Source organism: Plantactinospora sp. WMMB782, assembly GCF_049179135.1.
Classification (GTDB): domain Bacteria; phylum Actinomycetota; class Actinomycetes; order Mycobacteriales; family Micromonosporaceae; genus Plantactinospora.
This window is the reverse complement of the sequence record NZ_JBMHMC010000007.1, coordinates 7,093,810-7,113,922: the sequence shown is the minus strand read 5'-3', so window position 1 is coordinate 7,113,922 and position 20,113 is coordinate 7,093,810. Positions and strand designations below refer to the sequence as shown.

Annotated in this window: 16 protein-coding genes; 6 read left to right on the top strand and 10 right to left on the bottom strand. The window is 68.5% G+C overall.

The features are described from left to right. Positions 1 to 68: 68 nt before the first annotated feature. The 8 genes from ACN28A_RS33815 to ACN28A_RS33780 form a co-directional block, all read right to left on the bottom strand. On the bottom strand, positions 69 to 1,343 hold the full coding sequence (locus tag ACN28A_RS33815; protein ID WP_421402440.1) for a helix-turn-helix domain-containing protein: 1,275 nt from the start codon (positions 1,341 to 1,343) through the stop codon (positions 69 to 71). A gap of 543 nt (positions 1,344 to 1,886) precedes the next feature. Further along, positions 1,887 to 3,653, bottom strand: coding sequence for an ABC transporter ATP-binding protein (locus tag ACN28A_RS33810; RefSeq protein WP_421402438.1), 1,767 nt, complete (start codon positions 3,651 to 3,653; stop codon positions 1,887 to 1,889). Then, entirely contained in the window at positions 3,650 to 5,422 is a 1,773-nt protein-coding gene (locus tag ACN28A_RS33805; RefSeq protein ID WP_421402436.1) for an ABC transporter ATP-binding protein, read from the bottom strand. The genes ACN28A_RS33810 and ACN28A_RS33805 overlap by 4 nt, the downstream gene beginning before the upstream one ends. Next, positions 5,419 to 6,234, bottom strand: a complete 816-nt coding sequence (locus ACN28A_RS33800; protein ID WP_421404792.1) for an ABC transporter ATP-binding protein — start codon at positions 6,232 to 6,234, stop codon at positions 5,419 to 5,421. Before ACN28A_RS33800 ends, ACN28A_RS33805 begins: the two co-directional genes overlap by 4 nt. Positions 6,235 to 6,269: 35 nt before the next feature. Beyond that, positions 6,270 to 7,355 carry a FecCD family ABC transporter permease gene (locus tag ACN28A_RS33795; RefSeq protein ID WP_421402434.1) on the bottom strand — a complete coding sequence of 362 codons (1,086 nt, stop codon included), beginning with the start codon at positions 7,353 to 7,355 and terminating at the stop codon, positions 6,270 to 6,272. Next, positions 7,352 to 8,329 carry a FecCD family ABC transporter permease gene (locus ACN28A_RS33790; protein ID WP_421402433.1) on the bottom strand — a complete coding sequence of 326 codons (978 nt, stop codon included), beginning with the start codon at positions 8,327 to 8,329 and terminating at the stop codon, positions 7,352 to 7,354. Before ACN28A_RS33790 ends, ACN28A_RS33795 begins: the two co-directional genes overlap by 4 nt. A 62-nt stretch (positions 8,330 to 8,391) precedes the next feature. After that, entirely contained in the window at positions 8,392 to 9,387 is a 996-nt protein-coding gene (locus ACN28A_RS33785; protein WP_421402431.1) for an ABC transporter substrate-binding protein, read from the bottom strand. Between the two features lie 17 nt (positions 9,388 to 9,404). After that, the gene (locus ACN28A_RS33780) at positions 9,405 to 11,261 is read right to left on the bottom strand and encodes an SIP domain-containing protein (protein WP_421402429.1); all 1,857 of its coding nucleotides are present in this window, start codon (positions 11,259 to 11,261) and stop codon (positions 9,405 to 9,407) included. An 89-nt stretch (positions 11,262 to 11,350) separates the two neighbouring features. On the opposite strand from ACN28A_RS33780, the gene ACN28A_RS33775 reads away from it, so the two are divergent. Both ACN28A_RS33775 and ACN28A_RS33770 read left to right on the top strand, forming a co-directional pair. Further along, on the top strand, positions 11,351 to 12,943 hold the full coding sequence (locus tag ACN28A_RS33775) for a helix-turn-helix domain-containing protein (protein ID WP_421404790.1): 1,593 nt from the start codon (positions 11,351 to 11,353) through the stop codon (positions 12,941 to 12,943). 362 nt (positions 12,944 to 13,305) lie between these two features. Continuing rightward, on the top strand, positions 13,306 to 13,788 hold the full coding sequence (locus tag ACN28A_RS33770) for an STAS domain-containing protein (RefSeq protein ID WP_421402428.1): 483 nt from the start codon (positions 13,306 to 13,308) through the stop codon (positions 13,786 to 13,788). Positions 13,789 to 14,015: 227 nt separating this feature from the next. Here ACN28A_RS33770 and ACN28A_RS33765 read toward each other — a convergent pair whose 3' ends face one another. After that, complete coding sequence (locus ACN28A_RS33765) at positions 14,016 to 14,585, bottom strand: polysaccharide deacetylase family protein (protein WP_421402426.1); 570 nt, start codon at positions 14,583 to 14,585, stop codon at positions 14,016 to 14,018. A gap of 50 nt (positions 14,586 to 14,635) precedes the next feature. On the opposite strand from ACN28A_RS33765, the gene ACN28A_RS33760 reads away from it, so the two are divergent. Together ACN28A_RS33760 and ACN28A_RS33755 are read left to right on the top strand one after the other, a co-directional pair. Continuing rightward, positions 14,636 to 14,938: a transposase gene (locus ACN28A_RS33760; RefSeq protein ID WP_421402424.1), complete on the top strand. Its 303-nt coding sequence runs from the start codon at positions 14,636 to 14,638 to the stop codon at positions 14,936 to 14,938. Next, a complete protein-coding gene (locus ACN28A_RS33755) occupies positions 14,935 to 15,831 on the top strand; it encodes an IS3 family transposase (protein WP_421402422.1) in 897 nt (298 codons plus the stop codon). Before ACN28A_RS33760 ends, ACN28A_RS33755 begins: the two co-directional genes overlap by 4 nt. 523 nt (positions 15,832 to 16,354) lie before the next feature. Here the strand turns inward: ACN28A_RS33755 and ACN28A_RS33750 are convergent. Beyond that, positions 16,355 to 16,585 carry a hypothetical protein gene (locus ACN28A_RS33750; protein WP_421404893.1) on the bottom strand — a complete coding sequence of 77 codons (231 nt, stop codon included), beginning with the start codon at positions 16,583 to 16,585 and terminating at the stop codon, positions 16,355 to 16,357. Positions 16,586 to 16,980: 395 nt separating this feature from the next. Here ACN28A_RS33750 and istA point away from each other — a divergent pair, with 395 nt between their 5' ends. Next, positions 16,981 to 18,210, top strand: coding sequence for an IS21 family transposase (gene istA, locus ACN28A_RS33745; RefSeq protein ID WP_421404788.1), 1,230 nt, complete (start codon positions 16,981 to 16,983; stop codon positions 18,208 to 18,210). Next, on the top strand, positions 18,210 to 19,001 hold the full coding sequence (gene istB, locus ACN28A_RS33740) for an IS21-like element helper ATPase IstB (protein WP_421402420.1): 792 nt from the start codon (positions 18,210 to 18,212) through the stop codon (positions 18,999 to 19,001). The genes istA and istB overlap by 1 nt, the downstream gene beginning before the upstream one ends. Positions 19,002 to 20,113 lie beyond the last annotated feature (1,112 nt).

Below are 20,113 nucleotides of genomic sequence, written 5' to 3'. Positions count from 1 at the left end.
GTGGGCGGATGCTAGACCCACCCTCCGACAAAAACCGGGCGCGAAGCGACCCGGCCCCGTGTCAGAAATCAGAAGATGCCCTCGATGCCGGTGCAATCCACTCGCGGATACCGCCGACGATAAAGATCAACGAACGCGGCGAGGTGCTGTCGGCCCAGGTCGGTCAACCGCCACCGGAACTCCTCCACGTGCGTCCCACCAGCGGCAAGAACCGCCACCGACTCGATCAGCCCTCGGCTCGGCGGCCCGCCGGCAGCGCTGCGGTAGCCGACGCCGAGAAAGAACAGCGCCCGGCCCGCCAGCCGATCCTCCGGCAGACCGTCGGGCTCGGCCGCCGCAACCCGGACCAGAACGCTCCACAGCCACTCGGACAGTAGATGCGGCTCGTGATCAACTTCCACCGGCTCGTGCAAGCCGGCCCGGGCCGCGGCGCGGCCACGCCGGGTGATCTCCACCAGGACCCGGACCACCTCACCGGCAACCGGGTCATCGACGACATCCTCGGTCACGACCACCAGACCCCGCCGGGCCAGGGCATGCACTGTCGGACCCGTACCCGGATCGTGGACGCCGCGCCGGCGCAACCGCTCCTGCAAACGGGTGTACCCGGTCTGCGCCGGCGCGCCTTTGAACGCCAGCGGAAGCCGACGCCACTCAGCACTCCTCGGAACCGGCAACCGCTGCAGCCTGCGCATCCACATCTCCGTAGCCGTCATGCGGTCGTCGCGCATGATCTCGCCCAGATACACCCGCTGGCGTTCATTCAGCGATGCCCACGCCGCGACCGCAGCGCGCGAAGGGCCACCGCTGTCCGGCGTCTCCACCAGCGGCGCAGGTTCCTGCGGCCGGGTACGCATCCACGCGTCCAGCACCATCCGTACCGGCACTGCGTAGATCCGCGCCAGCACAGTCACGAGACGACCGGCCACCACCGGTGTGTCCCACCCCGGCTCATGAAGCGACTCGCCGTTTTCCAGCGCGGACAGCATCTCAGCCGACACGCGCAGCTCTCGACCAGCCGGAGACGATCCGGCCAGCGCCGCCGCGTCGGCCAGCCTCAACCCCACCGCGAATCGCAGGTCTGCCAACGTCTCACGACCCGGTTCGATATCGATCAGCTCATCAGGGCGGCAGCCGACAGCCCGCGCCAGGCGCTCCACCCCAGCCGGGCCCGCGGCACGCAACCCCTCCTCGTAGAGGAAGACCTCCCGCGCGGACATCGCTGCCAGCGCAGCCACATCGCGCCGAGATAGACCACCCATCAGCCTTCGTGCGCTCAGCGCGCCCGGGATCAGCTGGCGGGCTGACGAAGCGGCACTGTCGGTGCTGAGAATGGCCGTCATCCCAACCACGTCAGCCCGAGATCAACAGACACCACCATCAAAGCCATCGCAACCGTCACCAGCAGCGACGATAGCCCGTCGTTGGCCGCGGCGCAGAAGACCGGCCAATGATCACCGGCTGCGCCACCACGACAGGCTATCGAACACATGTTTCATTCTCGCACGGATGAGCCGGTGGGGTCGAGTAGCCGCAGATCACGGGTTCCATAAAGCCGCAGTACGGTGCACGACCGGCGCCCCGATCATGCGACTGCAATCCACACACCCATCTCAACGACATCGGACCGGCACAGAGCCGGATTAGGCGGCCCCGCAGCTAACTACCTGGTGGGCGGACCCGCCGCTGGAGGCGTCAGACACGAAGTTCGACCACCTCGGCCAGCCTAGTGCATAACATCGACGCTGATAGCTGACTCATCGACACTGACGCGACACAGATCGTGCCGTTCATCTGCGGAAATACCCGGGCGCGCAGGTGCGGCTGGAGTATTAGGTAGATACGTGCGCGGGTGCGAGGTGCTGCGCCAGCGCTGTCTGCCCCGATCACTCCGCCCCTGTTGCCCGACCGATGCTCTGGCCTTCCCGCCAGGCGCTCCACAGCCGCGCGTAGACGCTGTCGGTGGCGAGCAGCACCTCGTGCGTGCCGTTCTCGATGATCCGGCCGTGCTCCATGACCGCGATCCGGTCGCAGGCAGCGGCTTGTGAGAGCCGGTGGACGATCACCAATCCGGTACGCCCCGCCAGGACCGCGTTGGCCGCTCGGTCGAGCAGGCCGGCGTGGACCGAGCCAGCTTCGGCGGTGGCCTCGTCGAGGATCGCCAGTTCTGGGTCGGCGAGCAGCAGCCGGACAAGGGCCAGTTGCTGTGCCTGTGCGTCGGTGAGCGGATGTCCGCCTGAGCCGACCACGGTGTCGAGCCCAGCGGGCAGCAGGTCGAGCAACCCGGTGGCGCCGGTGACATCGAGCGCCGCGCGGATGTCGACGTCGGTGGCGTCGGGGGCGGCGAGGGTGAGGTTGTCTCGCAAGGTCCCGGCGAACACATGCGTTTCCTGGGCGATGACCGCGGTGCGGTCGGGCCGGACGACAGTACCGGCCTCCGGTCGTTGGATGCCGGCGATCACGGCGGCGAGTGTCGTCTTGCCCGCGCCGGAGGCACCGACGACGGCGACCCGTTGACCAGCGGGGATCTCGAGGGTGATGTCGTCGAGCACACGGGGGCCGTCTTCGTAGCGGAATGCGACTTTGTGGAGTCGTACGGCGGCCGCCGCACCTGCGGGCCTCGACGGCTCCCCGGCGTCGTCCGCTACCGGGATGGTGACGACACCGATCATGCGGCTCAGTGACGCGAGGGCTGACTGGAGGGTGTCGATGACGAAGAGCAGTTGATTGACCGGTCCGAGCAGGCGCAGTACGAGCAACATGGCGGTAGTGGCGGCGCCGACGGTCGAGGACCCGTCGTCGATGAGGACGAAGCCGACGACGAGCACGGCGGCCAGGCTCATGCATTCGCCGGTGTTGAGGCGGGCGCTGAGCATGCTTTGCACGATCCGGGCACGGAGCGACTGCACCGCGACATCCCACGCGGTGGTCATGACGGCACGGTGCCGTTGCTCGCCGAGTCCGAAGCCGAGCACTGTGGGGTAGCCGCGCTGCGACTCGAGGATCTGTTGGGCGCGCGCGCTCATCGCCGCGCGTTCGTCGCGGTACACCCGCGGCCCGGTGCGCAGGTACCAGCGCATGGCGAGCGCGTAGACGGGCAGGACGACGATGAAGGCGCCTGCGTAGGGCCATTCCAGCGCCGCGAGCCCGCCGAGTGACACGACGACGGTGAAGGCGGTAACGGTGAGCGCTGGGATCACCGCGGAGGCGGCGTCGGCCACGGCGGTCACGTCGTCGCTGGACCGGGAGATCAGGTCTCCGGCGCCGGCGCGTTCGACGATGTGCTGCGGGAGTGTCATGGCCCGGCCCACGAGTCGTTCGCGCAATGTGGCGAGGATGGTGTGGTAGGTCCGGGTGGCAAGCACGATCGTCACCGCGGTGCCTGCCGCGCCGAGGACTGCCGCGAACGCCATGACGGCGCTGATGGTCAGCACGGTGCCGAGGTCCGCGGTGCCTGCCCGCACGCGGTCGACGAGGTACCCGATCGCCACGGGTGGGATCAGGTCGACGCCAGTGCTGACGATCCCCAGCACGCCGGTCGCGGCGAGCCGAAGCCGGTGGCCCCGGCTGAGCCACCACACCTCCCTGGCGGTCTCCCGACCGCCCGCTACCGGCAGCCCGGCATCGGCTGGCACAGCGCATGCGCCGCTCACTGTGCTCTCCTCGCATCCGCCGGTGCGTCATCGAGCAGCTCGATGACGCGGTCGCAGGCACCGAGCAAGGCCGGAGCCGAGGCGATCAGCAGCGTCGAGCGCCCCCGACGGATGTCGTGCAGTCTGCCGGCGATGGCGTGCTCGGTGACCGGGTCGAGCGCGGTGGTCGGGTCGTGCAGCACGAGCACGGGCGCGTCGCTCGCCAGGGCGCGGGCAAGGGCGACCCGCTGGCGCTGGCCGCCGGAGAGGCGGTTGCCGCCCTCGCCGACCGGGATGTCGAGATCGGCTGCGAAGTCGTCACACGCGGCGGCCCGCAGTCCTGCGTCCCGGTGGGCGGAGTCCACCAGTTCCGGCGTATCAGCGGGGACGGTGAGGTTGTCGCGGATCGAACCGCTGAACAGCGTCACCCGGTGCGGGGCGACCGTGACCCGGGAGCGGTACGCGGCCGCGGACAGCTCCCGCGCCGACAGTCCGTCGAGCCGGACCTGGACCTCGTCGCCAGCCCTGGGGTCCAGCAAGGTGTCGGCAATGTGAGCCGCGGTCCGATCATCCGTCAGGACTCCGACGAACTCGCCCGACTCGACCCTGACGGACGTGTCGTCCCCAGAGCTGTTCGGCATGGACACCTCCAGCACCGGCAGCGGCGCGACCTCGTACCCGGTCGCGTCATCGGGCCCAGGGGTGGACGTGTCGTTGTCCCGCAGCACGTCGAGGATGCGCGCGGCCGAGGCGCGGGCTGTGGCGAGGTTCGGGATGGACGCGTTCGCGATGGACTCGATCTGCGGAAGGAGTGCCTGGGTGAGGCCGACGGCGGCGATCAGCTCGCCGATGCTCATCTGGCCGTCCACGGCGAACCAGCCCGCCAGCCCCATCACCGCGGCAACGAACACACCGGTGACCACCCCCGAGCCCACGAGGAACCTTCCCAGCAGCCCGGCATTGCGTCTGGCGCCGACGAGGGTCTCCTGGCTGGCCTGCCGGTACCGCCTGGTCGCCTCCGCCTCGGCATGCACGCCGATCCCCTTGACCACCCGGTAGCCGGCGACGAGGTCGGTGGCCCGCCCGACGGTGGACGCCAGCAGCTCCTGGTACTCACGGGTGTCTCGCGAGAGCCGCTCGCTGAGCACGCCGATCAGCCAGACCGCGACCGGCGACCCGATCAGCACCACGAGTCCGAGCAGCCAGTGCGTCGCCAACAGCGATGCGGCGATGAATCCGATGGCCGCGATCCTCGCGATCGGCATGATGACGAGGATCACCGCGTTGGCCAGGCGGTCAACGTCGTTCGTCAGCACCGAGACGACGCTGCCGTCCGGCGCACGGGCAGCCCCGTCGACCGGATGCAGCACGCGGGTCGAGAGCGTGCCGCGGAGCCGGTGCTGCAGGAGCCTCACCGCATAGGCGGTCAGCCGCAGCGCGAGCCTTGCGGCCGACGTCAGCGCGACATACAGGGCGATCAGCACGGCGAGCCACAGCATCAACTGCCCGGTGTCGCCAGTTGCGAGGGCTCGGTCGATCGCGAGCCCCATCACCACCGGGACCGCCGACTCGCCCACCTGCCACACGGTCGCGCACAGCATCGCGGGAGTGCTGACCCGCCTCACCGAGACGACCACGCGCAGCAGGAACCGGCCCGGTGTGAGCCTCGTCCCGGCCTTGACCGGCCGAGTGTCGGCGGGTTCGCCTGGGGTGTGGAGGAACACGGGCAGCCAGCGGGTCAGCGGTCCGCGTCCCAGGCCCGCCGGGTCGGTGTCCGGGGCGTGCGTCACGGCTGTCCCCGGTGCCGTCCCAGGGGTACGACGTGTGGTGTGCCGACGACGGGGTCGGGGACTACCAGGCAGCGCAGGCCGAAGACCTCCTCGACGAGTTCGACGGTCACGATCTCCGACGGCGACCCTTCCGCGACGACGGCGCCGTCCTTCATGGCGATCAGGTGGGTGCCGAAGCGGGCGGCGTGATTGAGGTCGTGGAGTACGGCGACCATGGTGTGGCCGAGGTGGTTCAGGTCGGTGAACAGCTCCATGAGCTCGATCTGGTGGGTGATGTCGAGGAAGGTCGTGGGCTCGTCCAGCAGCAGGATGTCGGTGTGCTGCGCAAGCGCCATGGCGACCCACACCCGCTGTCGTTGCCCGCCGGAGAGCTCGTCGACCAGCCGGCCGGACAGCTCGGTGACCGATGCGGAATCCATCGCGCGCAGCACGGCCTGCTCGTCGTCCTCGGTCCACTGACGGAGGAACCCCTGATACGGATACCTGCCTCGGGCCACCAGGTCGGCGACCGTGATCCCGTCGGGGGCGATCGCGGTTTGCGGCAGCAGCCCGACCCGTCGCGCGACCTCTTTGGTCTTGTAGGACTGGATGTCCGCCCCGTCGAGAACCACCTGGCCCGCGCTCGGCTTGAGCAGCCGCGACAGGCCGCGCAGCAGCGTGGACTTGCCGCACGCGTTCGGGCCGACGATCACGGTGAACGACTCGTCAGGGATCGACACCGACAGGCTCTCGCTGATGATGCGCTTGTCGTAACCGATCGTCGCCGAGTCGATGCCGAGCCGGGCCGGGCCCGTGGGGTGCCGCTCGGGCATGACGTCGTAGTCCCTGGTGGTAGAGGCAGACAGGTTCACAGGCGTCTCCTGGCTTCGGTGAACAGCAGCCGGCCCAGGTAGCCGCCGCCGAGCATGACGGTGATGATCCCCACCGGCAGGGGGGTGGGTGCGATGTGCTGGGCGATGTAGTCGGCCGCCAGGCACAACAGCGCGCCGACCAACGCGGCGGGTGCGAGGGTGATCCCGGCGGTGCGGGCGAGCCGACGGGCGATCTGCGGCGCTACCAGGGAGATGAATACGATCGGGCCGGATGCCGCGGTGACGGTCGCGGTGAGTGCGACGCCCACCACGATCAGGCCGAGGCGGGCGGGCGCGACTCGCACCCCTTGGGAGGCGGCGGCGTCGTCCCCCAGCTCCATCTGCCGCATCGGCCGGCTCAACACCACCGCCAGCAGCAGGAGCACAGCAATGCAGGCGCCGCCGATGACCACCCGATCCCACGACACGCCGTTGAGCGTCCCGGCGCCCCACGCGGCCGCGGACATCGCGGCTTCCAGGTCGGCCTTGAGGATCAGCCAGGTATTCAGCGACTCGAGCATGGCGGAGACGCCGATGCCGACGATGATCAGCCGGAACCCCTGCACCCCTCGCCGGTAAGCGAGCACGTACACGGCGAGGGCGGTGGCCATGCCGCCCAACAGTGCTCCGCCGACCAGCTGCCAGTAGGTTCCGTTGACGACCAGGATCACGATCAGCGCTCCGGTATAGGAGCCCTGGGAGAACCCGATGATGCTGGGATCGGCGAGCGGGTTGCGCAACATCGACTGAAAGACCGCACCGGACACGCCGAGCGCGGCGCCGAACACCAGCGCCGCGACCACCCGCGGCAGCCGCCAGTCGACCACGATGTCGTGGACCAGCCCCGTCTCCCCGCCGGTCAGCGCGGAGACCACCTGCCCGGGTCCGAGCTCGTACGAGCCGGTCATCAGCGCGAGCACCGCCGTGAAGGCGATCGCGAGCGCGAGCACGACGCAGACGATGACCGAGCGCCATTCGAGCCGTACCGCGATCCTCCGTCGCCGCAGCACCAGCACCCGGCGGCCGAAGTTCACCTGCTCAGCGGGGTCCGTTGCGCGAGCGGACGAGACGCCTGTGCTCATAGTCCGCTCGCTCGCTTCCGCCGCACCAGCGCGACGAGAACGGGGGCGCCGACGAAGGCGGACACGATGCCCACGGGGATCTCGCTCGGGTACATCACGACGCGCCCGAGGATGTCGGAGGCCAGCAGCAAAATCGGGCCCAGCAGCACGCTGTAGGCGAAGATCCAGCGCTGGTCCGGGCCGACGACCCAGCGAGCCACGTGCGGCACCATGAGTCCGACGAAGCCGATGGGTCCGGCAATCGCGGTGGCGCCACCGGCGAGCAGGGTAATCGAGACGATCGCGAGGATCCGGGTGCGGGCCAGGCGGACGCCCTGGGCGACGGCCAGGGCGTCGCCCAGAGCCATCGCGTTGAGTGAACCTGACACCGCGAAGGCCAAGAGGAGTGCGACCGCGAAGAACGGCAGGATCGGCCACACCAGGTCGAGTGGGCGACCCACGATCGAACCGGCGTTCCAGGATCGCATCGCGTCGAAGGCATCCGGGTTGGTCTGTTGGAGCGCCTCCCTGGCGCCCCCGAGCACCGCGCCGACGCAGACCCCGGCGAGCACCATCACCACCGGCGATCGGCCGCGTCGGGTCGACCCGAGGGTGAGCACCATGAGCGTGACGATCAGCGCCCCCGCGAAGGCGAACCACATGTATCCCTGAACGTCGCGGACGCCGAGCACACCCACGGCGATCGTGACCGCGAAGGAAGCGCCCGCGTGGACGCCGAGGATGCCCGGATCGGCCAGCGGGTTGCGGGTCAACGCCTGGATCAACGCTCCTGCCACGCCGAGCGCAGCGCCCGCGACGAGGCCGACGACGGTGCGCGGCAGCCGGTAGTCACGGATCGCGAACTGGTCGATGTCAGCGGATGGGTGGAACAGCGCATCCCACACCTCTGCTGGCGCGATCGATGTCGACCCGATCATCACGCTTAGCACCAGCAGGGCCAGCAGGGCCGCGAGCGCGACGGCCAGCCCGAGCATGCGCCGACGCGGTCCGGGCACCGTCGCGGGGCCAGGACCGTCGTGGCGCGCGATGAGAGCTGTCACTCCTTGGTGGGCAGGGTCGCCAGAGCGGTGCTCAGCGAGTCCAGGTATTGCAGGACGGGCCCGTAGGAGTTGTTGCCGGGGCAGAAGACTCCGAGTGCGCGACCGGAGCTCACGGCAGGCAGCGCCTTCCAGGTGTTGGTCCCGACCACTGGCGCGAAGGGCTCGGTCGGGCGACCCTGGGCGTCGACTGGGTAGGTGATCACGTCGTACTTGGACAGTCCCGCGATCTGCTCGAAAGGCAAGGACGTCCAGCCCAAGGGGTCTTCGCCCGCGGCCGCCTTGGGGAAATCCATGCCGAGGTCGTCCTGGGCGATTTCGACGCAGCCGAAGTCCGCGATGGAGAAGGTCCCGGGATCGGAGCTCGCCCAGCGGTTGACATTGACGAACGAGGTGTCGTCGATGATTTTGCCGTAAGCCTGCTTGATCTCGGCGACCTTCTTCTCGAACTTCGCCTTCTGTTCACCGAGCCCATCCGTGACGTTGCCGGCCTCGGACAGAGCGCCGGCGAAGGCCTTCCACTCGACGTCGAGCCCCCAGAAGACCGTCGGGGCGATCGTTGTCAGCTGCTTCTCGATCTGCTCGAACTCGCTGTCGGGGAGCTGGGCCAGGATGAGGTCCGGCTTCAGGCTGGCGAGCTTCTCCATGTCGACCTGGTCGCCGCTGGAGCCGAGATTCGTGGCGGCTTCGAACGTGGCCTTCTGTTCTGCGGGAAGCAGGCCGAGTTCGGCGGCGGACACCTCGGTGACGCCCACCGGCCTGCCGCCCATGTCGATGAACGGAAGAATCGTGTTGCCGATCGTGACAACCTGCTGCGGGTCGGTGGGAACGTCGACACTGCCGTTGTCGGCTTTGACGGTGCGTGTCTTCGCGGGCGAGTCGCCGGCGTCTTCGCCGTTGTTGCCGTTGTTGCCGCATCCGGAAAGGACGAGCGTGGCACTCAGCAGGGCGGCGGCCAGGGTCGTACCCCGTCGTCGCAGGGGTGTCATGGTCATGGTTGTGCTCTTTCTCTTCATCGTTGTGTCAGTTCGTGGACGGTGGTGCCCCAGCCGACGGTGTGCTGCGCGGCGCGGACCAAACCGGCCCGCGCGATGACGGCGTCGAGTTCGGCTGCGGTGCGTAGGCCGGACCCGTGCACGGTGAGGGCGAGCAGGTCTGCTTCACCGTCGTGTTCGTCGAGGTCGTCGGTGTCCAGGAGGTCCTCGACCAGCAGCACCCGGCCGCCAGGGAGGAGGTTCTGGGCTGCGCGGCGCAGGGCATGGGCGGCATCGGCGTCGGGCAGGTTCTTGAAGGCGCGGATGATGAACACGGCGTCGGCTGACGGGCTCGGTTCGAAGACCGACTGCTCGACCACGCTGACCCGCGTGCGCTGCTGCTCGTCGGGGATGGTGTCGGGCAGGTCCCGGCGCAGCCAGTCCGCCTGTGCGGGCAACGCGCAGATCGTCACGCGAAGGTCCTCGTGGGCGGCGACGAACTCGCGTACCTGGGCGCCGGCGCCGCCGGAATGGAGCACCAGGTGCCGGACTCCGGTGAGCAGTTCGGACCTGGCGATCGGCTCGGCGAGCGTGGCCTGGAACTTCGCCAGGCGCTCCAGGTAGCGGTCTTCGTAGTCCTGCTCGGCCCGTACCTCGGTGAAGGGTTGGCCCGTGACCGAGGCGTACGACGGCCGACCGGTGCGAATCGACTCGGTGAGGCCGTAGATGCCGAGCATTTCGCGGCCCGCCGCGCCAGCGGGGTGGAGGAAGTCGACCATGAAGTCGAGGGTCAGGACCTCACCTACGGGCGTCAGAGCGTAGTGGCCCGGTTCGGTCTCGGTCAGGATGTCCAGGGCGTGCAGGTAGCGCAACAGCTTGCCCAGCGCCCGCTCGTCGGCATCCACCTTGGCGGCCAGGTCCTGGACGCCGGTCGCGCCGCGGGAGATCAGCTCGGAGACGTCGAGCTCGACGGCGGTGCGGATGGCGATCGGAGCGATCAGCTCGGCCAGATCGTGGAGCTTCTCGAACGGGGTCTTCGTCTTCTCGGGATCGGGCACCGCCGCGTCGTTTTCCAGGGCGACGACCGCGCCGCGACGCCAGTACCCGACGAACTCGATGTCCTGTTTGGCCACTTTCCGGTCCTCGACCAGGTGCCGACGGATGTCCCGCACAGACCGCTGTTCGCCGGCGAGCCACACGAACGGCCTACCGTCCCACCAGCCGCAGTTCCTGACCGCGTCCAACAGCAGGGTGGTCGTTCCGGCCTCGGCGCCTGCGCGCACGAGCCAGGTCACCTCGACGCCGGGCAGCTCACGCAGCTCCTGGCGGTGTTCGTTGTCGGCGATCTCGATGAACACCCGCGCCCTCGTTGCCTCGGGCAGTTCTTCGAGCAGGCGGGCGATCGCGGGGATCGTCGTGTCGTCTCCGGCGACCAGGAGCCAGTCCGCGTCGTGCGGGAGGCTACGAGACGCGCTCGGGCCGAAAAAGTGGATGCGGTCGCCGACCTGTGCACGGTACGCCCAGGTGGTGCCCACGCCGATGCCGTGCTTGACGAAGTCGACGTCCAGCTCGCCGTTCTCGGGATTCCAGCGACGCACGGTGTAGATCCTCGACAGTGGCCGCGGATCTCTCGGCAGGTCCAGCCCTTTCTCCTTCTGCACCGGCAGCACGGGCTCGGCCTGGCCGGGGTAGCAGAACACCAGACGGATGTCATCGTCGAAGCCCGTCGAGTCGAACGCAGCCTGGGGAAGGCCATTTGCCGAGGTGAACTCACCGAGCTGCACACCGGCCAACGTGATCCGCCGCATCGCTGGCGTCACGTCCTGCACGCGGACAACCTCGACCTCTCGCAGGGTCAGGGGGCGCACGGTGAGACGGCGTGAGGTCTTCGGCATGTTAGGAACGGCACCTTCCGCATCAGTGTTATCGTTAGGTAACCCTAACCTAAACCAGTGTGCGCAGGCTGCCATAAAGTTAGGACGTGATGGGTATGGATCTACCTCAGCTGGGCACACGTCGACCGCCACCCATTCCGCCGGTGCGGTCGAGCGGCTTATGGGATCAGACCGAGCACCTGCTGCTCTGGGTCCGCGCGGGCTCGGCGTGCGTCCGGATGGAGGGCCATCCCGAGTTCCGTCTCGCCGCAGGCGAGGGTGTCTGGATCCCGGCGACCGAAGGCAACTCCTGGACGATCATCACTGAGCCGGACACCGTCGCCTTCCCGCTGTTGACGCATCCAAGGATCGCGCCCGAAGCCCCACCCGAGCCGAGGCGGTTCGTCGTTCCGGATGGCTGGCAGGAGTGGCTGATCCAGCACTTCAACCTCATGGTCACGCCGCTGACCGGCCACGGATACTCCCAGGACGCGCTCGTCGACCTGCTCCGCGACTCCGGACGACGACCGCCTACGCTCGCCGGGGGCACCGAGCCGCGCACGGTCGATCCGCCGGTCATGCCGAAAGCCGGCGGCGCCCGAGCAGTGGCCGACGAACTGCTTCGGAACCCCGCGCTCGACCTCACGCTCACCGAATGGTCGGCCCGGGCACTGTCCAGCCCGCGCACCCTGCGCCGCGACTTCCTCGCCGACACCGGGCTGACCTTCGAGCAGTGGCGGCTGCAATGCCGATTGAGCGCGGCTGTCGAGTTCCTCTCCGCCGGGTTCGCCGTCGACCAGGTGGCCGCCCGGGTAGGCTTCGCCAGCAACAACGGATTCACCCGCGCGTTCAGGCAGCGGTTCGGGTCGACTCCCTACGACTTCCGCCGGACGCCCTCCGCGCGCCGAGCCGTCGGTGACCTCTCGCAGCGCGCAACCGTCGCGCGTCAGGCCGATGACCTCGTCAAGATGGTACGGGAAGGCCGCACCTCGCCCGCCGCGCCCGAGTTGCTCCCAGCGACTCGCACGACCTCGCACACCAACGATTCCCATGTGCTCTGCTGGGCGTACCGCGGCAGCGGATACCTCGACCTCGCCGATCGTCGATACGAATGGGGCAGGGGCGGCGCGATCTGGATCCCGGCCGGCATGGAGCACACCATGGGTGTTCGCGAGAACTCGATCTCCCTGCCGCTCGGGAACGCCAGCACCCGCGACCTACAACTGACAGAGCCGCTGCAGGCTCAGTTCTCACCCGCCTGGGACGACTACCTGATGTTCTGCTCTATCAGTGCCCGCACCCCAGTGCGCCCAGACAACTACGACCCCAGTCACATTCTCGACCTGTTCGCCGACCAGGTCGCCGCGCAACGAGCATTGTCGGTGCCGATGCCGACCGACCCCCAGGCACGGGGAGCGGCCATGGAGTACTTGCGCCGCATCGGCACTTCCGGCTGGTCAGGGCTCGACGTGCCCGCCGACATCCACCGGGCCTTCCGCGAACAGACCGGGATGAGCTTCGTCCGCTGGTGCTATGCCGCCCGCATGCGCATCGCCCGCGACCTGCTCGCCGGTGACGCCAAGCCGGTGGCTGTGGCCCGCCGCGTCGGCTACGCCCACCTGCCGACGTTCAGTGCCGCCTTCTCCCGCTTCCACGGCATCTCGCCACGCGAGTATCAGGAACGCGCGACCACAAAACCCTGACCGGGTCTCGCACATCCGCCGGCAATCGCCCAGCGTGCGCCTATCCACACTGTTGGCACCAAAGGTACGAAGCCATGCCGGAACACGCCTGCCTCCTGAGCCGGCCCTTCCCAGGGTCTGTCTCGCCAACGGCCCTGTCTCACACGGCTCGGGCCCGTCCGTGGCGGGCGAGGGCTACCTGCCCGCTGGCGACCCACCACGTGCGATCGGCAGTGCATCAGCGTGTCGGCTCCGCCTGAAAACTGACCCCGTGGTTCCGGGCGTGGAGCAGCGACGTCACGGATCATTACCCACCGGCGAGTTGGTCAGACGGGGCGCGTGCCGTGCTCCATGGGCAGGAATCCGAGAGGAAAACCAAGCCCATGGCGTTCACCACCGCAACGAGCGGCGAGGATCCGTCGCTGATCTTCCTTGAAGGCGAACTGGACCTCGCGACCGTCCCCCAGCTCAACGACCGGATCGATCAGCTACTCGAAACTGGCCACCCGCACATCGTGCTGGACCTGTCGCAGCTGTCCTTCTGCGACTCCACCGGTCTGAGCGCGTTCGTCCGCGGAAGCAACCTGTGCGTCGACGCGGGCGGATGGCTACGCGTCACCGGCGCCACCAGTGTGGTCGCCCGAGTCCTCACCGTCACGGGCCTCGGTCCCTCCTCACGCCCGAGCAACGACCGGCGGACGTCACCGGTACCGGTCCTGGCGACTCCCGCGGCAGCGTGGCCTGACGCCACATTCCTTACCGGTCCGTGCCGGCATCCCCCGGCGGGGCCCGCTCGTGGCGGCACTCGGGTGGCCCCACGAAGGCCTCCAGCCAGGGCGAACGAGATGAGCGCCGGGCCCACCTGATGCGGACCAGTCCTGGTCGGTCGTCCACAGGCCCACCGCTAGCACAGTTGCCGCCGAGACCGCCCGCACACCGAGGGATGGCGCATAACGATCCGCAGGGGCGAGACATCCACCCACATCACTGCTACGACCCGTTATGTCGTGCAGCTCCCCTACCCTGAAGTGCGTTGACGACCGCGTCCGGAGCGCCGTTGCGGAAACCGCCATGGTCAGGGCATATGCTCCGTTTATCGTCGGATTGCCTCGGCAAGGCCTCGGCTGGGTGTGTCCTGAATGGGCAGTGCGGTCATCGAGTACTGCTGGCGGAGCTTGGACAGCATCGGAGACAGCGCTCTTACTGTGTCCATTCGGTTGCCGCCGCCGTCGTGGAGTAGCACGATCGCGCCGTGACGTGCCTTGGCGGTCACCGTTCGGATGAGGGCGCTGCTGCCAGGTCGAGTCCAGTCCCGGGGGTCGATCGTCCAGTGCAGTGATGTCATGCCGAGCCGGCGGGCGGTGGTGACGACCCTCCTGGTCCAGGCGCCGCCCGGCTGCCGGAAGTATTCGACTTTGGCCGTGGGGGCTGCGGCCCGGATCGCCCGGCTCGTACGCATGAGGTCTGCCGCGATGGTGACCTGCGAACGGCGGCCGAGACGTACATCGTGCGCCCAGGAGTGGTTGCACAGGGTGTGACCGTCGTCGGCGATCGCCCTGACCAATTCCGGATGGGCTCTAACGTTGATTCCGACCAGGCAGAAGGTTGCCTTGACTCGGTGCCGTCGTAGCAGGGCGTGGGCCTGACCCGGTTTGACGGACATCCGAGATCAGGGGGCTGTGAGCCCTCGGGAGGATGTTCATCATGGAAGGCATGGGGAAGAAGCCTCGCCGGCCGCGTCGGGCGTTCACGCCGGAGTTCAAGGCGGAGATCGTCGAGGTGTGCCGGCGGGGTGACCGTACGGTCGGTCAGGTCGCGAAGGACTTCGACCTGACCGAGACGGCGGTCCGGGACTGGGTCAAACAGGCCGACCTCAACGCCGGCACACGTACCGACGGGCTGGCCAGCGCGGAGCGCGAAGAGCTGGCGCGGTTGCGGCAGGAGAACCGTCGGCTGCGCGAGGACGTGGACATTCTCAAGCGGGCCACGGCTTTCTTCGCGAAGGAGACCCGGTGAACGTTTACCCGTTCATCGAGGCGGAGAAGGCGCGGCAGGGCAACGTGAAGCGTGCCTGTGAGCTGTTGAAGGTCTCCCGGTCCGCCTACTACCAGCACCGCGCCGCCGGCCTGTCGCCCCGCCAGCGGGTCGACACCGAGCTGGCCGAGCGGATCGCTGACGTGCATGACGCTTCGGCCGGCACCTACGGCTCCCCACGGGTGCACGCCGAACTCCGCGCGCAGGGCCGGCGACACTCCCGCAAACGGATCGCCCGGCTGATGCGCACGGCGGGTCTGTGCGGTCGGGCACCGAAACGGTGGCGCACCACCACCGTGCCCGACCCGGCGGCAATCCCGCGCCCGGACCTGGTCGGCCGGGACTTCACCACCAGCCCTGCCGACGTCGACACCCGATGGTGCGGCGACATCACGTACATCAACACCTGGGAGGGCTGGCTGTACCTTGCCACCGTCATCGACCTGGCTACCCGCCGGGTCGTCGGCTGGGCCACCGCCGACCATCTCCGCACCGACCTACCCGCCCAAGCCCTGTCCAACGCCATCGCGTCACGACGCCCGACCGGGCCGGTGATCTTCCACAGCGACCGCGGCTGTCAATATACGAGCGGCCAGTACGCCCACCTCGCGAAGCGGCACAACGTCCATCTCTCAGTCGGACGCAAGGGGCAGTGCTGGGACAACGCCGTCGCCGAATCGTTCTTCGCCACCATCAAGACCGAGCTACTCGACCGGCGGACATGGCCAACCCGAGCCGCAGCCCGCACGGCGATCTTCGACTGGATCGAGGGCTGGTACAACACCCGACGCCGGCACTCCACCCTCGGCTACCTCAGCCCCGCTGCCTACGAGGCCACCGCCTATACCGGCAGACCGCTCGGCAAGGTAGCGTGATCAACTTATCGACCCTGTCCGTCGAATCGGGTCAAGCCCAGGCGAGGATGTTGGGCGTGTAGCGGGGGTCCGGGCCGTCGTCGAAGGTGAGCGCCACGTCCGGCGAGCCGCTGGTGAGCCTGGCCCCGTACGGGCCGTTCGACTCAGGGCCGAGTCTGTGGACCGAACCCGGCCGTTCGCGCGCGTCGGGGCCGGCAGCAGGAGCAGGCGTGGTAGGTCCAGGTCTCGGCGACGTGTCCACGGACGGGTTGAGGCTGTTCGCCGGCCGGTGAACGGCTTTCGAAGTGATGCTCGCGTTGATGACCAGGCAGGAGCCAACGGGGCTTTTACGTGGATTGTTCAGGAGGCGGTTGTGGGTTCGGCGCTCGACCGGAGGCGACGGTCGGGATGGGTCGACGGCCTGTGGTCGTTGCCTGTGCCGCAGCGGGGCGTGAACCGATCGCTCAGGTGGCGAAACAAACGCTGGTGACGCTCCCTCTCTTGCCGCGTGACTCCTCGGCGAATACCGAGTTCGCAACCTTCCTCATGTCGCGAACTCCACGATTAGCCGGGCCAGTTCGGAGGGCTGGTCCTCCGACAGGAAGATGTATGAATCGGCGACCGTAACCATCCGGGCGCCGGCGGAGCTGAAGCGGCTGCGGCGGGAGAACGCCGAGCTGCGCCGGGCGAATGAGATCTTGAAGGCCGCGTCGGCTTCGTCGCGGCCGAGCTCGACCGGCCTACGACACGCTCGTGTCGCGTGCTGCGTCAGCACGGGCTGCCCACAACCCGACCACCTGATCCGGCGACAGGCGACCTCGACAGACCGGCGGAGCCGAGCCCACCGAGGTCGCCCCGGGTCGCACGCGGTGTCGCCGCCGGGCCCGAGCAATTACACCGGTCTTCGGGCCGGCAGGACGTCCGGGCCGGGCAGCGGAACCCGTGGCGACGGCGTGACCCTCTTCGGACGTGTCAACCAGTGGTCGAGCGCGCCTTATGCTTGTTGGAGCGAGTCACGCCGTGCGCTCCGACCACCCAACAGATTGGGTCGGCAACTAGTAGATCGTCAGCGTCGTGATCCGGTCGTAGTATGCGCCGGGTGTCGGCGACGCGCGAAAGTGAACCCCTGATCGACGGGTGAATCTGGACCCCTGTTTGAAGATCGTAGGGGTGTTGAGCATGGAGGACTGGGCGGAGATCCGTCGTCTTCATCGGGCTGAGGGGATGCCGATCAAGGCGATCGTCCGCAAGCTCGGGGTGGGTCGTAACACGGTGCGGCGGGCGTTGGCCGCTGAGGGGCCGCCGAGGTATCAGCGGCCGGCGAAGGGCTCGATCGTGGATGCGGTGGAGCCGCAAGTCAGGGCGTTGTTGCGGGAGTGGCCGACGATGCCGGCCACGGTGATCGCGGAACGGGTCGGCTGGACTCGGTCGTTGACCGTGCTGAAGGAGCGGGTTCGTCTGTTGCGGCCGTTGTTCACTTCGCCGGACCCGGCGCAGCGCACGGAGTACTTGCCGGGTGAGTTGGCGCAGTGTGATCTGTGGTTCCCGCCGACGGACGTGCCGTTGGGGTGGGGGCAGATCGGTCGTCCGCCGGTGTTGGTGATGGTGTGTGGCTACTCGCGGTGGCTGTCGGCGGTCATGATTCCGTCGCGGCAGGCACCGGATCTGTTGAGTGGCCAGTGGGCGCTGCTGGCCGGGTTGGGAGCGGCGCCTCGGGCGTTGGTGTGGGATAACGAGTCTGCGGTCGGGCAGTGGCGCGGCGGGCGGCCGCAGTTGACCGATGCGATGAACGGGTTCCGTGGCACCCTCGGGATTCGGGTGGTGCAGTGCCGGCCTGCGGATCCGGAGGCCAAGGGCCTGGTCGAGCGGGCCAACGGCTACCTGGAGACGTCGTTCCTGCCTGGTCGGATGTTCGCCGGTCCAGCGGACTTCAACGGCCAGCTCATGCAGTGGCTGGTTCGTGCGAACGGTCGTCGGCACCGCACCCTGGGATGCCGACCAGCTGACCGGATCGACGCTGATCGGGCGGGGATGGTGTCCCTGCCACCGGTGGCACCGGTGACCGGGTGGTGCCTGTCGACGCGGCTACCCCGAGATCATTACGTGCGGGTGGACGCCAACGACTACTCGGTGCACCCGGCGGTGGTGGGCCGACGTGTCGACGTCGTCGCTGACGCCGATCAGGTCACCGTGTCCTGCGACGGACGTCAGGTCGCTGCGCATGCCAGGTGCTGGGCTGCTGGGCAGACCATCACGGATCCGACGCACCGCACGGCGGCGGCGCAGCTGCGCCAAGCCCACCGGCTGGCCTGCGCGGCCCCGGTCGTCGCCGAGGTGCAACACCGGACCCTGACCGACTACGACCACGTCTTCGGCCTCGACGTCGAGGAGGTGGCCTGATGCCCGGCAAGACCAGCAGCCGCAACATCGCCTCCGAGATCGCGTTCCTCACCCGCGCGTTGAAAGCACCTTCCCTCGCCGCGTCGGTGGAACGGCTCGCCGAACGGGCCCGGACGGAGTCGTGGACGTTCGAGGAGTTCCTTGCCGCCTGCCTGCAACGCGAGGTCGCCGCCCGGGAAGCCCACGGCGGCGAAGGCCGCATCCGGACCGCCCGGTTCCCGGCCCGCAAGAGCCTGGAGGAGTTCGACTTCGACCACCAACGGTCCCTCAAACGGGAGACGATCGCGCATCTGGGCACCCTCGACTTCGTGGCCTCAAAGGAGAACGTGGTGTTCCTCGGCCCGCCCGGCACCGGCAAAACCCACCTGTCCATCGGCCTCGGGATCCGGGCCTGCCAGGCCGGACACCGCGTTGCGTTCGCCACCGCCGCGCAGTGGGTATCCCGCCTCGCCGATGCCCACCACGCCGGCCGCCTCCAGGACGAGCTGGTCAAACTCGGCCGGATCCCGCTGCTCATCGTCGACGAGGTCGGCTACATCCCGTTCGAAGCCGAAGCCGCGAACCTGTTCTTCCAACTCGTCTCCAACCGCTACGAACGCGCCAGCCTGATCGTCACCAGCAACAAACCCTTCGGCCGGTGGGGCGAGGTCTTCGGCGACGACGTCGTCGCCGCAGCGATGATCGACCGCCTCGTCCACCACGCCGAAGTCATCTCCATGAAGGGAGACAGCTACCGACTCAAAGACCGCGACCTCGGCCGCGTCCCAGCGGCCACCAAGACCGACAACTGAGTAAGGTCAAACACGGGCAAGGGGTCCAATTTCAGACGCCGCCACAGGGTCCGCTTTCCGGCGTCGCCGACAGCCTGTTGGGTTACGCAGGGTTCTGTTGTTTGCCTGTTGGATCACTCGATTTCGAACCGTCTGTCAAGGCGGCGAGTCGGCTACGCCGACGAGCGGGGCGATCGCCGACCGGTTCTCGCCGCACCGAGCCGGGGCGCGTTGATGCGGGCCACCGCGGAATGGGACCGGTGAGTTGATCGGCGCAGCAGTCACCCGTTACCTGACCCCGAATCAGCCTTGCACGACTGTGCAGGATCGGCGCGAGGATCGCCAGAGCACAGCCGAGCAGCGCGTTCTTGAGCGCCAAGTTGGACTTCTCAATCTCGGTCCGGTGCATCAGGCGCATACCAGGCGACGCAGGCCACCGATGGTCAGGGACAAGGCGACTCCGACCAGCAGCCCGACGATTTGGCTCGTGACGTTTGCTGAAGATAACGGGCAGCGGTTCCGCGACCAGGATCTGTGGCTCGGCCGCGTACGCCGGGCCGAGTCGGTCACGGTCGCCAGGACCGTGACTGCGGTGATGAGGAAGCGGCAGGCGCTGCGGAGCATGGCGAATACTTCCGTCCCGCGTGCGGAGCTCAACATCGGGTCGAGGTGTGCCATCAGGATCCGGCGCAGGTCCCCAGGCGCGCCGCTTCTTCCAGCGTTGGCGTGCGAGGTGCGAACAGGAACACCCACAACCGGCGCCGCCCACCTCCGGGGCGCCGACAGTGGTCGCTCGTCGGTCCGATGTCTTGCCCACAAAGACCCGCTGTTGGGTGGCCAACACGATGTCCGCCGTCGCCCGGGACCCAACAGCGACCCAACAGCGTGTCGCTGTTGGGTCGGTGTTGGGCTCCTGTTGGGTCGCATCTGCGGCGGCGACTCGCTGTTGGGTCGCGGCTGTCCCCTGTTGGGTCGCTGCGGCCAACTGTTGAGTCGTGCCGTGGCAAGAGCGCCGCGCTTCGGTGTGGCGGTCATGCGCTACTGGGCTGCCGCCACCCGTCGTTGGTCAGCGGCGACGCGTTGCTGAGTCGCGGCGACTCGCTGCCGGATCGCGCCACCGCTGCGGCGGTGCT

Excerpts from the sequence above, each read along its gene's own strand:
- ACN28A_RS33780 (WP_421402429.1), bottom strand. The coding sequence starts at position 11,261 with ATGCCGAAGACCTCACGCCGTCTCACCGTGCGCCCCCTGACCCTGCGA.
- ACN28A_RS33800 (WP_421404792.1), bottom strand. The coding sequence starts at position 6,234 with ATGCCCGAGCGGCACCCCACGGGCCCGGCCCGGCTCGGCATCGACTCG.
- ACN28A_RS33760 (WP_421402424.1), top strand. The coding sequence starts at position 14,636 with ATGGGGAAGAAGCCTCGCCGGCCGCGTCGGGCGTTCACGCCGGAGTTC.
- ACN28A_RS33765 (WP_421402426.1), bottom strand. The coding sequence starts at position 14,585 with ATGTCCGTCAAACCGGGTCAGGCCCACGCCCTGCTACGACGGCACCGA.
- ACN28A_RS33795 (WP_421402434.1), bottom strand. The coding sequence starts at position 7,355 with ATGAGCACAGGCGTCTCGTCCGCTCGCGCAACGGACCCCGCTGAGCAG.
- ACN28A_RS33775 (WP_421404790.1), top strand. The coding sequence starts at position 11,351 with ATGGGTATGGATCTACCTCAGCTGGGCACACGTCGACCGCCACCCATT.
- ACN28A_RS33815 (WP_421402440.1), bottom strand. The coding sequence starts at position 1,343 with ATGACGGCCATTCTCAGCACCGACAGTGCCGCTTCGTCAGCCCGCCAG.
- ACN28A_RS33790 (WP_421402433.1), bottom strand. The coding sequence starts at position 8,329 with ATGCTCGGGCTGGCCGTCGCGCTCGCGGCCCTGCTGGCCCTGCTGGTG.
- istB (WP_421402420.1), top strand. The coding sequence starts at position 18,210 with ATGCCCGGCAAGACCAGCAGCCGCAACATCGCCTCCGAGATCGCGTTC.
- ACN28A_RS33785 (WP_421402431.1), bottom strand. The coding sequence starts at position 9,387 with ATGACCATGACACCCCTGCGACGACGGGGTACGACCCTGGCCGCCGCC.
- ACN28A_RS33770 (WP_421402428.1), top strand. The coding sequence starts at position 13,306 with ATGGCGTTCACCACCGCAACGAGCGGCGAGGATCCGTCGCTGATCTTC.